Raw genomic sequence first — 15,015 nt, 5'->3', positions numbered from 1 at the left:
TCACTCCTCGACAGAAGGTTGCGGTGGCGTCGGATCGGACACGAGACAGGCGTTCAGCCGGTCGGCGAGCACCCGGACGTGGGGTTCGTCGAGCAGGTCGAGATGGTCGCCGGGGACCTCCACGACGGTGAGGCCACCGCCGGCCCAGTCGGTCAGCCCGTTGTCCGGGTCGGCGTGCCGGCTGTGCGCGGCCTCGTGCATCGGGCGCAGCGGTGCCGGCAGCTCGCCGCTGGCCCGTAGCAGCACGATCGGGTCGACGTACGGCGGCGGGCGGTAGTCGAGCAGTGCCTGCCAGTTCGCCTGGAACACCCCGAACAGTCGCTCCACCACGCCGCGTGAACTACCGTCGGGCAGCACACCGGCCGCCACCGCCCGCCGCAGGATGAAGTCGAGCCGGTCGCCGCGCTCGGGCAGCCCGCTGGGCAGCGCCTCGGTGGGGGTGGCACCGCGCTCGAACCAGCACAGCTCCCAGAAGAACCACTCCAGCAGGGCGTCGTCGGCCACCGCCTCCGGTGTCGGCGTACCGGGGGTGATCGAGTCCAGCAGGATCACCCGGATCTCCGCGTCCGGCTGCGCCCGGCGCAACTGGGCGGCCATCTCCAGGGCGACGAAGCCACCGAACGACCAGCCGCTGAACACGTACGGGCCGGTGGGACGGGCCCGGCGTACCGCCGCCAGGTAGCTGGCTGCCAGCTCCGGCAGGCTGCGCAGCGGCTCGGCCCCGGGGTCCGCGCCGGCCGCCTGCAGCGCGTACACCGGCTGGTCGGCCGGCAGGTGCCGGCTCAGCGGTACGTAGCAGAGCACGTTGCCGCCGAGCGGATGCACCAGGAACAGCGGCGGCCGGGTGCCGTCGCGGCGCAGCGGGACGAGCGGGTCGAAGGCCACCGGCGCGGACCGCTGCCGGAGTCGGACCGCCAGCTCGGCGACGGTCGGGGTGGCGACGAGCGCGGCGATGGGCAGGTGGACGCCGTAGCGCTGCTCGACCGTGACCGCCAGGCGCATCGCGGCCACCGAGGTGCCGCCGAGATCGAAGAAGTTGTCGTGGATGCCGACCTGTGGCAGCCCCAGCAGGTCGGCCAGGAGCTCGGCCAGCGCCCGTTCGTAGCCGTCGCGGGCCGGCGCCGACCGGCCCGCCGTGGCGGTGGGCAGCGGTAGCCGGCGCAACGCGGCGTCGTCGCGTTTTCCGCTCGGGGTCACCGGCAGCCGGGGCAGCCAGACGAAGTGCGCCGGCACCATGTAGTCCGGCAGGCTGACCCGTAGCCGCTTGCCCAGATCGGACACGTCGGCGGCGTCGGCGTCGCCGACCAGGAACGCGACGAGCAGGGCGTCGCCGGCCTCCCGCCGGTGGGCCACCACCGCCACCTCACGGATCGCCGGCTGGTCCTCGGCGGCCCGCAGCAGTGCGACCTCCACCTCGGCCAGCTCCACCCGGAAGCCGCGGATCTTGACCTGGGTGTCCCGGCGGCCCAACCAGACCGCGTCTCCGTCGGGCAGCACCATCGCGACGTCGCCGGTGCGGTACAGCCGGGCGCCAGGCCGACCCGGGTGCGGCAGGAACGCCCGGGACATCAGCTCGGGCTCGTCCCGGTAGCCGCGCGACAGGCAGGCCCCGCCGAGGTAGATCTCCCCGGGCGCACCTGTCGGGACGGGACGCAGCCGATCGTCGAGCACGTGCAGCTGCGCACCGCTGATCGCCCGGCCGATCGGCGGCAGCACCGGGAACCGGTCCGGGTCCCCGGACATCAGCCAGGTGGAGGCCAGGTTCGTCTCGGTCGGGCCGTACTGGTTCTCCAACAGCAGACCGGGCAGCCGCCGGCAGAGCCGGCGGATCTCCTCGGTGATGCGCAACTGCTCACCTGAGGAGACGACGACGCGCAGCGCCTGCGGGACGACATCGAGCGCCTCGACCGCCTCGGCGAACTGCTGGAGCGCGACGTAGGGCAGGAAGACCCGTTCCACCTGGTGTTCGTCGACGGTGCGCAGCAGCGCCGACGGGTTGCGCCGGTCCGCCTCGCTGATGATGCGCAGCTCGCCGCCGCAGGCCAGGGTGGAGAAGATCTCCTGGAACGACACGTCGAAGCCGAGCGGGGCGAACTGCAACGTACGGGGTGCTCCCGCCCCGGTCGGCGCGGACACCTGCCACTGCACGTAGTTTGCCCACAGCCGGTGGGTCAGCTCGACGCCCTTGGGCCGGCCGGCCGAGCCGGAGGTGAACAGGATGCAGGCGATGGCTTCCAGGTCCAGCGCCGGGTCCGGGTCCGGGTCCGGCTGCCCGGCCGGTCCGACACCGGCGGCGGCGAACAGGTCGTCACCGTCGTCGGCGATCAGGTCGTCGACCTCGAGCAGCGTGGTCGGGTCCGACCCGTCGCCGAGCAGGCCCCGGTGTGCCCGGTGGGCGACGATCCGGACCGGCCGGGCGATCTCCAGCACGGCCCGGATCCGCTCGCGGGGGTAGCTGACGTCCAGCGGGACGACCGCCCCACCGCTGCGGCAGATGCCGAGTACGACGGCGACCAGTTCCGCGCTGCGGTCCATCGCGACGCCGACCGCCACGTCCGGGCCCACCCCGAGGGCCCGCAGGCGGGCGGCGATGCGCCCGGTGACCGCATCGAGCTGCCGGTACGTCCATCGCCGGGAGCCGTCGCCGATCGCGGGCGCGTCCGGGGTACGGGCGGCCTGGTCCCGGAACTGGCGGACCACGTCGGTCGGCTCGGCGGCCGGTGGGCGGACCGCACCGCCGGCTGGTCGGCGGACCGAAACGTCAGCGGCGGCGCAGTCGGTGGCGCAGTCGATGGTGTCGTCGGCGGTGACCAGGAAGCCCCAGTCACGCGCCTGCTGCGGGTGCCGGGTGAGCCGGTCCAGGATGCGCAGGTAGGTCTGCGCGTACAGGTCCGCCTGGTCCCTGGTGAACACCGTGCCCGCGCAGTCGACCCGCAACCGCAACTGGTCGTCGGCTGGATCGAGGATCGCGTTGAGCAGCAGAGTGAAACTGGTCTCCTCCCAGACCTGCAGCCCGGTGAGCACCGGCGTCGGCCCGGCGACCAGTGGGGCCAGCGCGTGCGGGTGGACGTAGTTGAACGCGGTGCCGAGCCGCTGCCCGCCCATCAGCCGGGTGATCTCACTCAGCGGGAACCGGCGGTACGGATGCGCCTGCTGCTCGGCGAGGTGGACCTGCCGTACCGTGTCAGCCCACGGACCGTCGGACGTCCGGATCCGTACCGGCAGGGTGTTGAGGAACAGCCCGGCGACCCGGTCGCCGCCGGCAACCTCCGGCCGGCCGTGGGTGACCAGGCCGGTGACCACCTCGGGCGCGCCGCTGAACAGCTGCAGCATCAGGCAGTGCGCGGCGAACAGCACCGACTTCACCGGCACCGCCAGTTCGCCGGCGAGCCGGCGGACATCCTGGCGCAGCGCGGCCGGTACCGGTTGCTCGACGACGATCAGCTGCTCGGTGGTCGGCGGCCGGTACGCCCGGAACCCCTCGACCTGGGTCGGTTCGGCACCGTCGAGCAGGTCCTGCCAGTACGCGCGGGCCTGCGGCGACGCGAGCGCGGCCCGTTCGAGGCGGATCAGCTCCGCCCCGCTGACCGCCGGGGCCGGTACGGGTGCCGTCACCGCCTGTCCGGTCCGGTGCTGGTAGTCGGTGACCAGCTCGTGCACCAGACTGGCCACGCTCCATCCGTCCAGCAGCGCGTGGTGGAAGCTGAGGACGAGGTCGACCGCAGCGGTACGGGGGAAGGCGTGCAGCAGGTACAGCGGTGGCTGGTCGAGGCGGTAACGGTGGAACCGCCGGTGCTCGACGTGGGCCAGGATGGTCCGCTGCGCGGTGTCTGCGTCGACCTCGCGCAGGTCGGTCACGGTCAGAGAGCCGACGACCCGGTGATGCACGATCTGCAGCGGTTCGGAGTAGCCGGCGAGGTGGAACGACGAGCGCAACGCCGGGTGCCGCGCGACCAGCGCCTCCATCGCCGCGTGCAACGCCTGCGCATCCCAGGGCAACCGCAGCGTGTAGCGGAACACGTCGTGGTAGACCGCCGACGACTCCCGCTCCCGGCTGTGGAAGAGCAGACCCAGGCTGAGCCGCGAGATGGGGTACGCGTCGGCGACGTGCAGCAGCCGGGCCCGGTCCCGGTCGGTGATCAGGTCGAACGGCTGCGGCGGTGCCGTCTGGGCCGAAGCCGTCGCCGGGTCGGCCATGGCGGCGGTGGCGGCGGCCCGGTCGGCCTGGGCCGCCTGCTCGGCGATCGTCGGCCAGCGGACCAGATCGCCCAGGGTCAACGCGAGTCCGTGCCGGGCCGCCTCGGCCCGTAGCCGCAGCATCAGGATCGAGTCGCCACCGACGCCGTAGTAGTTGTCCCAGACCCCGACCTGGTCGACACCGAGCACGTCGGACCAGATCCCGGCCAGCGTCTGCTCGGTGCGGGTACGCGGCTGGTCCGGGCCGTGCGGGCCGGCGACGGGATCCGGCAGCGCCCGACGGTCGGTCTTGCCGTTGGGAGTGACCGGCACCGCGTCGATGCGGACGAAGAAGCTCGGGACCATGAAGTCCGGCAGCCACCGGGCCAGTCCGGTGCGCAGGTCGGTCGGGTCGATCGGGTGGTCGGCGACGTAGTAGCCGACCAGCCGGGTGCCGTGGGTGGCCGACCGGTGGTCGACCACCACCGCGTCGCGCACCCCGGGCAGCGTCGCCAGGTGGCGTCGGACCTCGCCGAGCTCCACCCGGTTGCCCCGGATCTTGACCTGCTCGTCGAGCCGGCCCAGATACTCCAGGTTCCCGTCGGCCAGCCAGCGGGCCAGGTCACCGGTGCGGTACATCCGTTCGCCGGGTCGCAACGGATCGGCCACGAAGCGGTCCCGGGTCAGGTCCGGACGGTCGAGGTATCCCCGGGCCACCCCGACACCACTGACGCACAGCTCGCCGGCGATGCCGGGCGGTTGCGGGGTGCCGTGCGCGTCGAGCACGGACAACCGGATGTTGTCGATCGCCCGGCCGATCGGCACCCGGTCGACCGCCGTCTGCGGCCCGGTCGGGCAGTCGTAGTACGAGACGTCGACGGTGGCCTCGGTCGGGCCGTAAAGGTTCACCAACCGGGGCAGTGGCCGGCCGGCCGGCGGGTCGGCGTGGAAGATCCGGTTGAACTGCCGTACCCGATCGGGTGTCAACGCCTCGCCGCTGGCGAAGACCAGGCGCAGGCTCGCCGCCTGGCGGCGGCGCGCCGGCGCCTTCTCCAGCAGGTCCAGCAGCGGTCCGAGCATCGACGGTACGAAGTGGATCACGGTCACCTGGCACCGTTCGATCACCTGCAGCAGCTGGTCCGGATCCCGTTCGCTGCCCGGTGGGGCCAGTGCCAGCCGGGCGCCGGTGAACGACCACCAGAACAGCTCCCACACCGACACGTCGAACGAGCTCGGTGTCTTCTGCAGCAGCACGTCGTCGCCGCCGATCGGGTACCGGCGTTGCATCCAGTGCAGTCGGTTGACCACCGACCGGTGCTCCACCATCGTCCCCTTCGGTCGGCCGGTGGAGCCGGAGGTGTAGATGACGTAGGCGAGATCGGTCGGTCGGGGGAACGGCACCGTCGCACCACCGGGCCTCCTGGTCAGCCACGGCGTCACCGGGACCACCGTCGACCCGGGAGCCGGCATCTGCGCCACGGCGTCGGCGGCCGACGCGGATCCGTCGGTCAGGACGATCCGGGCGGCGCTGTCGGCGAGCAGCATCGCGATCCGTTGTGCGGGGTAGCCCGGATCGACCGGCACGTACGCTGCTCCGGCCCGCGCCACGGCGTGCACCGCGACGACCAGTTCCAGGCTACGGGCGGCGAGTACCGCCACCCGGTCGTCGGCCCCGATACCCCGCTCGCGCAGCTCGGCGGCGAGCGCGTCGACGCTGCGGGCCACATCGGCGAAGGTGAGCAGTCGCCCACTCGCGTCGTCGACGACCGCGACCCGGTCCGGATGCCGGTCCACGGCGGCGGCGAACAGCCCGGCCAGGGTGGTGTCGTGCGGGTACGGCACCGGCGGGTCGGTGTGGCCCGCGACCAACTCGTCGATCTCCGCCCCGGTGAGCAGGGGCAGCGCGGCGAGCGCGGCCGTCGGCTCGGCCAACGCGTGGCGCAGCAGGGTGGTCAGCTGTCGACCGACCTCGGCGATGGGCAGGTCCTCGTCGAACACGTCGCAGCCGTAGCCGAGCTCCACCACGACGTCGCTGACCTCGTCGAGTTCGTTGATCAGGACGGCGAGCGCATCCGGATCGTGCGACGGGTTGGTGGCCACGGTGCGGTAGCTGGCGTCCGGCACCGGCACCGGCGCCGACCAGCGCATGTAGGAGATGGTGACGTCGAACAGTTGGCGATGGCCCACCCCGCTGGCGCGCAGGTCGCGCAGCAGGTCGCCGAGTGGGTAGCGTTCGTGGCGCTTGAGCTGCCGGGTGTCCTGGCGGATCTGGTCCACCACGGTCCGCACGGACCGGCCCCCGCCGAGTGGCACCCGCATCGGCAGGGTGTTGGCGAAGTGGCCGGTGAGCGCCCGCTCGGTCTCGGTGAGCCGGTTCAGCAGGGAGACGCCGACGAGCACCTCGTCGCTGCGGTGCACCCGGCCCAGGTAGCCGGCGATCACCGCGGTCAGGAACGCGAACGGGCTGTCTCCGCCGGCTCTGATCCGGTCGATCAGGGCACGGTCGACGGTGAAGCGTTCGATCGCCGTACGCCGGGTGCCGGCGGGACTGCGCCGGTGGAACAGCGCCGGCTCCACGTCGCGCAGGTAGGACCGGAAGAAGCCGGCCGCCCCGGTACGGACGTCGTCGATCTGCTCTTGCTGGTCGAGCACCGACTGTACGTAGGACGGTGCGTCCACGCGGGTCGGCCGGCCGGTCCGTACCCGGTGGGCGTAGTCGTCGCGGACCTGGCCGATGAGTACGTTGAGGCCCCAGGCGTCGCAGACGATGTGGTGACACTGCACGTAGGCGTAGACCACGGACTCGCTCTCCCGAAGGATCCACAGTCCGTAGAGGCGTTGGCGGTGCAGCGGGAACGGGCGGGCGAAACGGTCGGCGATCCACGCCGCGCTCGCCGCCGCCGGGTCGGGCGTGGCGGTGAAGTCGACGATCTCGACCACCGGCGCGGCCGGCTCGTACCACTGCCACGGCATGCCGTCGGCCTCGTCGAACCGCAGGTGGAAGGAGTCGTTGCGGGCGATCGCGGCAGCCAGGGCGTCACGGAGCGCTGGCACGTCCACCCGGCCGTCGAACCGGTCGTAGATGCAGCAGTTGAACTGCGGCAGGTGCGGGAACCGGGACGCCGCCACCCAGACGTCTCGCTGGTGGGGGGAGAGGGGAAGGTGCGCGGATGAAGGCAAGGAGAGCTCCACGTGCATGTCGGTGGACGGTGGGTCGACCGTCCTGCGTGGTTGCCAGGCAACAGACTCACCCGCGCCACCGCAGGTATCCAGCGCGGCCGGAACATGGTCTTGCCGCGACCAGCCTCGTCCCGCCCACCCCTGGTCGGGTCAGGTACGGTGCGCAGGTGAGTGAGCAGGGAAGGGTCGATCCTCGCCAGTGGGGGGTGACCGGTGAGGTCCGGGTGCTGCCGGTGGCGGTGCCGACGGCGGCGGACGCCGCGCGGGAGCTGGGCTGCGCGGTCGGTGCGATCGTCAACAGCCTCGTCTTCGCGGCCGACGGCGCGCCGGTGCTGGTGCTCGCCAGCGGCGCGCACCGGGTGGACACCACGCTGGTCGCCGCGCAGCTGGGTGCCGCGAAGGTCCGCCGGGCCAGCCCGGAGCTGGTGCACGCCGCGACCGGCCAGCGCGTCGGCGGAGTCGCGCCACTGGGCCATCCACGCCCGTTGCCGACCCTGGTGGACCAGCATCTGGCCGACTACCCGCAGGTGTGGGCCGGCGGCGGGGACGAGTACACGATGTTCGCCACGACCTACCCGCAGCTGCTGGCGCTGACCGGCGGCCAGCCGCTGCGCGGGTGAGCCGACCGGCTCGCGACCAGGCTGGTCCGACGCGGGTGAGCCGACCGGTCAGGCGCGGCGGGCCGGCGGGTCAGGCGGCCCGGTAGCCGTCCCGGTCGGACCGGGTCAAGGTGGCCTCCGGGACGCCGATGAGGACCAGCGCCCGCGCGGTGCTCGGCTGGCCGGTCGCCAGCCCTGCGGCGCCGCCGCGGTAGCCTGCCCGGCCCCCGTCGGAGGCGGGTCGCCGGTCCGGCGTGGTGGGCCGGCTGCCGGCCGGCAGATGCAGGAACAGGCTCAGCGCCGACGAGGTGGCGTCGTGGAGCACCAGCAGACGCAGGCCCACCGTGCCGGAGCCGTCCGGCCGTCGGAAGTGCCGGATCCACGGCTGGTGGTCGCAGACGGGGTGGGCGTCCCAGATCCGGCGGAAGCTGGGGCTGCTGATCCGAAGGTCATGGACCAGCTGGCTCGGTCGGGACTCACCGAGCCAGTTGACCGACGACCGGCGCAGGTGCGCCACGATCGACCGTGCCTCGTCCGGCCAGTTCGCCAGCCGGTCGCGGGCCTGCCGGTCGGTGAACATCCACCACACGATGTTGCGCCGGTACTCCGGTTGCCGGCCGAAGTCGGTGTACCACTGCGTGGTGGCCGGGTTCCAGGCCAGCACGTCGCCGTACTCGTTGCAGACGTAGGCGGGGTAGCGGTGCGACATGTCCGCCACCATGCTCAGCGCCTCGCGTAACGCCACCCGGGCGCCGCGCCGTACCGGTGGCTCCTGGGCGACCCGGCGCAACTCGAACAGGTAGCGACGTTCCTGATCGGTCAGGCCCAGCACCTCGGCGACCCGTTGCAGCCGTTCCGTGGAGGGTGCCGGGTTGCGGCCCTGTTCCAGCCGTGTGTACCAGGTCGGGCTGACGCCGGCCAGCACCGCCACCTCTTCGCGGCGCAGCCCGGGGGTGCGCCGCCGGATGTCGGCGGGCAGGCCGACGGCGGAAGGGTCGCGGCGGATTCGTCGCGAGGTGAAGAAGGAGCCGAGGGCCCGAAGGAACGTCTCGCCGGTGCGCTGGCGCGCCGTGCTGTCGGCGGCAGCGTCGTGGTCGTGCTCCGAGTCGGAGCACACCGGGATCTCGTCACGCCAGGCTTTCCACTCTGTCATCACACATCCTTCCCCGTCGACTACTGCCACCGGCGGTATGCCGCGGTGGCGATCCGGCGGGTGTCCGCCGCCATGGGTGGAGATCGAGGCGGTTCGCCGCCGGTGCCTGGTCGGCTCGCGCCGGCTGCCGTGATCTGCCAACAAGTCCTCCTGCCGGAACGCGACACGGTCCTTGCCCCGGTGGCGCGTGGTGGACGGCTGGCGAGGGTGCCACGAGTTCACTCGGCGCCGGCCCGGCTCACCGGGCCCGGAGCACGGCCGGCAACCCACGTCGCGGGCCGCCACCCGTGATGCCCGACGATTACCACGAGACATCGATGAGTTCCGCTCAGTTACCTTTCGCTTTCTACACGCGCGTGGGTGACAACGGCAAGCCCCCGATCTTCGGCGGCTGACCGGCAACCGTGCCACCAGCGCCGGATCACCGACGTAGCCAGGTCACGCCCATGCTGGTCCTGCGACGACCAGGCACCGGACGACCGGTCACGGTAGGACCCGCCACGGCAGGACCTGCCACCGGATGGACGGTGATCGTGTTACCCGCGTCGTCGCGCGCTGGATACCGCACCCGGCGCCGACAAGACTGACCATCCGCCACCGGACCGGGCCGCCACGACCCAGGCCGACCGGTCCGGCCCCGGCAGCATCCAGCGGAGGGCAGCAACGGTGAGAACACCATCCGTGGCCATTCTGGGCACCGGCTCGTACCTGCCGAAGGACGAGGTGGACAACGACGAGGTCGCGGCCCGTGTCGGGGTCGACCCCGGCTGGATCGACACCCGTACGCAGATCCGGACCCGCCGCTACGCCGCGCCGCACGAGGCCACCTCGGACCTGGCCGCGTCCGCCGCCGAGCAGGCCCTGCGCCATGCCGGCACCGATCCCGACGAGATCGACTACCTGATCCTGTCCACCTCGACGCCGGATGCTCCGCTGCCGTCGACGGCCTGCGTCGTGCAGGATCTGATCGGCGCCCGCAACGCGGCCGCGTTCGACATCAACATCGCCTGCAGCGGCTTCGTCTACGCCCTGGCACTGGCCGACGCGCTGCTCGCCCGTCGACCGGGCACCCGGGCCCTGGTGGTCGCGGCGGACATCTACTCGCGGGTTCTCGACTTTCAGGACCGGCGTACGGCGGTCCTGCTCGGCGACGGTGCCGGCGCGGCCGTCCTGGGCGTCGTCGGCGACGGCGGCCTGTACGGGTTCAAGCTGGTGGCCGACGGCGCGGCCCGGGACCTGATCTGGATCGACGCCGGCGGAAGCCGCCGGCCCGCCTCCGCGCGGACGGTCGCCGACGGGTCCCACTACCTGCGGATGCACGGCCGTCAGGTGAGCGAGTTCGTCGTCGACCGGGTGCCCGCGACGATTGCCGCGCTGCTCGCCGAGGCGCGGTTGCCCGCCGCGCAGGTCGACCACTTCGTGCCGCACCAGGCCAACGGTGTCCTGGTGGCTGAGCTGTCCGGGCGCTGCGGGCTCACCGCCGCCACCACCCACCGCACCGTCGAACGGTACGGCAACATCGGCAGCGCCTCGGTGCCGGTGACCCTGGACGTGGCGAATCGGGCGGGCCTGCTGCACGACGGGCAGACGGTGGTGCTCGCCGGTTTCGGCGCCGGCATGTCGGTCGGCGCCGCGCTGCTGCGGTGGACGGCGACCCGGTGACGCCGGCCGACGTCGACCCGGGCCCGGCAGCGCCCGACCATCCGTCAGCGCACGGCGACCCGGGGATCGACCGGGTCGGTGTGCTGGGCTGCGGACAGATGGGGGTCGGTATCGCCGAGGTGGCCGGCCGGGCCGGCCTCGACGTCGTCCTGGTGGGCTCGAGCGAGCAGTCCCTGGCCGCCGGCCGGGCCCGGCTCGCCGACTCACTGCGGCGCTCTGTCGAACGTGCGGTGTACGACGCCGCGACGGCCGCCGCGATCCACCGCCGGGTACTGCTGACCACCGACGTCGGTCAGTTGGCCGACCGGCAGCTCGTGGTGGAGACCACCGTCGAGGACGAGCAGCGCAAGCGGCAGGCGTTCACCCTGCTCGACGAGGTGGTGAAGGATCCGACGGCGATCTTCGCCACCAACACGTCGTCGATCCCGGTGGGCAACCTGGCTGCGGCGGTGAGCCGCCCCGAGCAGGTCGTGGGCACCCACTTCTTCTATCCGGTGCCGGTGATGCCACTGGTCGAGCTCACCGCCGGGCTGCAGACCACGACGACGACGGTACGCCGTACCCGGCATCTGCTCACCCAGCAGCTCGGCAAGCAGGTGATCGACGCACCGGACCGGGTCGGCTTCGTGGTGAACGCGTTACTGGTGCCGTACCTGATGGCGTCGGTCCGGATGGCCGAGTCCGGCTTTGCCCGGCCCGCCGAGATCGACGACGCGATGGTCGGCGGTTGCCGGCATCCGATGGGCCCGCTGCGACTGGTCGACCTGATCGGCCTGGACGTGCTCGAGTCCGTCGCGGACGCGCTCTACGCCGAGTTCCGCGAACCGACCTACGCCCCGCCGCCGCTGCTGCGCCGCATGGTCCGGGCCGGACGACTCGGCCGCAAGTCGGGCCGGGGCTTCTACGACTACCCGGCCTGAACGGTCCGCCACGCGGACGAGGTCTGCCGGGCCGACCACGGACGTGGTGATGGTGGTCGGCCGGTCGCCTTGCCGGAAGCAACGGGCCGACCACCATCAGGTATTCAGGAGCAGGCCACCCCGTTGACGGTGATCAGCTCCGGCGCCGGATTGGCGCCACCACCGGTGGTGGCGTTGAGCCCGAACATCACCGTGGCGCCCGGACCGATCCGGCCGTTGTAGGTCTCGTTGCGTGCCGTCACGGTCGCACCGGACTGGGTCACCCCGGCCAGCCAGGCCTCGCGCAGCCGCTGGTCGCCGGTGAAGGCGAACCGGGCGGTCCAGCCGTCGATCGCGGTGGTGCCGATGTTGGTGATGTTGACCTGGGCGGTGAAGCCGCCGCCGCCGGCCCAGGTGCCGTAGTTGACGTACTCGGCCCGGCAGGCCAGTGGGGCGGGAGCATCGGCGGCGTCACCCTGGTCGCCGAGGAAGGACGCGATCCAGCTCAACGCCGAGTTCCAGTTGATCGCCACCTCGTTCGTCGCGTAGGACTCGATGTCGTCGACGTAGCAGAACATCGGCGCGCAGCCGGCCAGCAGGTCCCGGGCGAACGGGTCGTCCAGGCCGGCGTTGGCGCCGCCGGCGATCGATCCGGCTGGCGGGATCGGCAGGTCCGGGTCGAGCTGGTTGGCGAAGATGCGGCTGTGCTGGTTGCGCGGGTAGACCGTGCCCCACCCGGTGACGTACGAGTGGTTCAGCGCGTTGCGGCCGAAGATGTAGTCCATCGCCTGCACCGCGCCGTCGCGGTAGGCGACGTCACCGGTCATGTCGTACGCCGTCGCCAGCACGACGGCGTTGTTGATGATGTTGCTGTTGCCGCCCCAGAAGTAGGAGCCGCGGTTGCCCGGCAACGGCAGCCCGTACGCCTGGTCCGCCAAGGTGGCCAGGTAGGTGTCGGCGGCATCGGTCACCGACGCCCGGATCCGTTCCCGCTCCTGCGGGGCCAGGCCGTTGGGCACGGTGGCCAGGTCGAGCCGGCCCAGCGCGGCGGTGCTGCCCCAGCCGAAGCCGTTGGGGTCGAAGACGTTCGCGGTGTGGTGCCGAGACGCCGTCACGTCGGCCAGGTACCCCTGCTCCCCGGTGGTCAGGTACAGCTCGGCGGCGGCCCAGTAGAACTCGTCGCTGACGTCGCCGTCGCTGTAGGAGCCACCACCGTTGCCGTCGTTGGGGTCGGCGATCCGGTTCGGGTTGGCCTTGGCGGCCGCGTACGCGGTCTTCGCCGCGGTCAGGCACTGGCCGGCGAAGGCGGCGTCGTACGGGGCGTACAGCCGGGCGCACTGGGCGGTGACCGCCGCCAGGTTGAGCGTGGCCGCGGTCGACGGTGGGTGCAGTTCACGCAGCTCAGGATCGTCCTCGGGCTGCATCGGCAGGCCGGTCCAGTTCCGGTCGTGCATCTTGTGGTGGGCCATCCCGGCCAGTGGCCTGCCGGCCGGCACCTGCATCCGCATCAGGAACTCCAGCTCCCAGCGGGCCTCGTCGAGGATGTCCGGTACGCCGTTGTCGCGCTCGGGTACCCGCAGGGTGCCGTCGGCCAGGGCGGCGCCGCCGTCGGCGCTGGGCGCGGTCTTGGTCCGTTCGAAGGCGCTCAGCAGCTGGTAGGTGGCGATCCCGCCGTTGACGACGTACTTGCCGTGGTCGCCGGCGTCGTACCAGCCCCCGCGTACGTCGAGTCGGTAGTCACAGACCCCCGGCTGGCAGGGCACGTCCGTGTCACCCTGGTTGGGCGCGACACCGAGGTGCCCTGCCGGGCGGGCGTACTCGTCGCCGACCAGGTCGCCGTCGATGGCGATGCCGCTGCGCTGGATGTAGAAGAACTGCAGCGCGTCGGAGCGCAGCTGCTGGTAGATGTCGCCGGAGATGGCGAACGGGTAGCTGGTCTCGCCGTCGGCGACCAGGGTGAACCCGGTGCCGGTACCCCGGTACGCGGAGAAGTCGACGGTGTGCACCTGCTCGCCGGAGGCGGCGTCGAGCCCGCGCGGGGTGCTGGTGCCGCTGGCGGCCACGCTGCCGTCGGCGGTGTGCAGGGCCCAGTCCAGCGGCGTCTCGGCATCGGTGACGATGGTCGCGTTCTTGGGTCCACCAGGCAGGTAGCCGACCTGGTTCACCCGGACCCGGGGGCCGGTGTCCGGCTCGTACGGCGGCTCCTCCTCGCCGCCGCGCAGCGACACGTCGTCCAGGCAGAATGTGTACGCCGAGGCGTTGCCGCCGAGCTGGAAGGCGAGTTGGGCGCGGGTGGTGTCCTCGGTGGCGACGAAGGTCTGCTCGACGCGCTGCGGGTCGCCGGTCAGCGTCAGGTCGCGGTTGAAGTAGCCGGTGTACGGGTCGGCACCAAGCTGCACGACGGTGCGGACGGTCGCGGCGGGTTCGGCGCTGACCTCGAAGGCGATCGCGTACTCCTCGCCGGCGATCAGCGGCAGGCCCTCCTGCAGGATGCCGGCGTCCCACGGGTTGGCCAGACCGGCGGGAACGTTCGCGCAGAGCCGCCCGTCGAGCACCTGGGGGCTGGCGGTGCCGTAGCTGATCCAGCCGGTGGTGCCGTCGCTGAAGTCGCCGTTGGTGATCTGTTCCGGCCCGCCCGGCGGTGGTTGCGCGCTGTCGTCGCTGATCAGCGAGACGTCGTCGAGGCAGAGGGTGTAGTCGGCGGTGCCGCCGCCGAGTTGGAAGGTGAAGGTGCCGTCGGGGGAGTCGAGGTTGGCGGTGAACTCGGCCTGCACCGTCTCGGCGGTCGGGCCGAGGTCGAGCTGGCGGCTCAGCACGGTGGTGTAGGGGGCGGCGTTGAGCTGGACGTTCGCCCGGACGGTGGCCGGCACGTCGGTGGTGGCGGTGAAGGTCAGGCGGTACGCCGCACCGTCGATGAGCGGGATGTCGTTGTGCCCGATGCTGGCGTCCCACGGGTTGGCGGTGCCGGCGGGGACGGTGGCGCACAGCCGTCCGTCGGTGGCGGCGAGGGTCACGTTGTCGGTGGCCCACCAGCCGGTGGTGCCGTCGTCGAAGCTGCCGTTGACGATGTGTTCGCGTTCCTCGGCGTGGGCCGAGGCCACGGTGAGGGCCGTCAGCGCGAGGACACTGGCGCTGGTGGCGGCGAGAAGTGCGACCGCGCGGCGTCGTCTGGGTCGGGTCACGGGGGTCCTTCCGTGCATGGGGCCGGGGGACGGTTCTGGGAGCGCTCCCATAGATCTGCAACGATGTTGCCAGGGCGTTTCGGGAGTGTCAATCGATGTCGCCGTGTCGTCCGGCGACCGCGCCCCAATGCTGTCCGATTTGACAGAAAAATCATGTTTTGTGA

The 15,015-nt window shown here is 72.2% G+C and carries 6 protein-coding genes; 3 read left to right on the top strand and 3 right to left on the bottom strand.

The annotated features are described in order from the left end of the window. Window positions 1-7,374 carry a non-ribosomal peptide synthetase gene (locus tag O7623_RS07515; RefSeq protein ID WP_282227865.1) on the bottom strand — a complete coding sequence of 2,458 codons (7,374 nt, stop codon included), beginning with the start codon at window positions 7,372-7,374 and terminating at the stop codon, window positions 1-3. 149 nt (window positions 7,375-7,523) lie between these two features. Here O7623_RS07515 and O7623_RS07510 point away from each other — a divergent pair, with 149 nt between their 5' ends. Next, a complete protein-coding gene (locus O7623_RS07510; protein WP_282227864.1) occupies window positions 7,524-7,976 on the top strand; it encodes a YbaK/EbsC family protein in 453 nt (150 codons plus the stop codon). Between the two features lie 70 nt (window positions 7,977-8,046). Here O7623_RS07510 and O7623_RS07505 read toward each other — a convergent pair whose 3' ends face one another. Beyond that, window positions 8,047-9,108 (bottom strand): helix-turn-helix transcriptional regulator, encoded by a 1,062-nt coding sequence (locus tag O7623_RS07505; RefSeq protein ID WP_282227863.1) that lies wholly within the window; start codon window positions 9,106-9,108, stop codon window positions 8,047-8,049. Between the two features lie 666 nt (window positions 9,109-9,774). On the opposite strand from O7623_RS07505, the gene O7623_RS07500 reads away from it, so the two are divergent. Both O7623_RS07500 and O7623_RS07495 read left to right on the top strand, forming a co-directional pair. Further along, complete coding sequence (locus O7623_RS07500; protein WP_282227862.1) at window positions 9,775-10,770, top strand: beta-ketoacyl-ACP synthase 3; 996 nt, start codon at window positions 9,775-9,777, stop codon at window positions 10,768-10,770. Continuing rightward, a complete protein-coding gene (locus O7623_RS07495) occupies window positions 10,752-11,690 on the top strand; it encodes a 3-hydroxybutyryl-CoA dehydrogenase (RefSeq protein WP_282227861.1) in 939 nt (312 codons plus the stop codon). The genes O7623_RS07500 and O7623_RS07495 overlap by 19 nt, the downstream gene beginning before the upstream one ends. A gap of 104 nt (window positions 11,691-11,794) precedes the next feature. Here O7623_RS07495 and O7623_RS07490 read toward each other — a convergent pair whose 3' ends face one another. Beyond that, window positions 11,795-14,851, bottom strand: a complete 3,057-nt coding sequence (locus tag O7623_RS07490; RefSeq protein ID WP_282227860.1) for a glycoside hydrolase family 9 protein — start codon at window positions 14,849-14,851, stop codon at window positions 11,795-11,797. Window positions 14,852-15,015: the final 164 nt, after the last annotated feature.

Source organism: Solwaraspora sp. WMMD791 (assembly GCF_029581195.1).
GTDB lineage: Bacteria > Actinomycetota > Actinomycetes > Mycobacteriales > Micromonosporaceae > Micromonospora_E.
Note: the sequence above shows the minus strand (reverse complement) of the source record. Positions and strands in the feature narration are given on the sequence as shown.

What these genes read in the sequence shown, in the direction of transcription:
- O7623_RS07505 (WP_282227863.1), bottom strand. Translation starts at nt 9,108, where the DNA reads ATGACAGAGTGGAAAGCCTGGCGTGACGAGATCCCGGTGTGCTCCGAC.
- O7623_RS07515 (WP_282227865.1), bottom strand. Translation starts at nt 7,374, where the DNA reads ATGCACGTGGAGCTCTCCTTGCCTTCATCCGCGCACCTTCCCCTCTCC.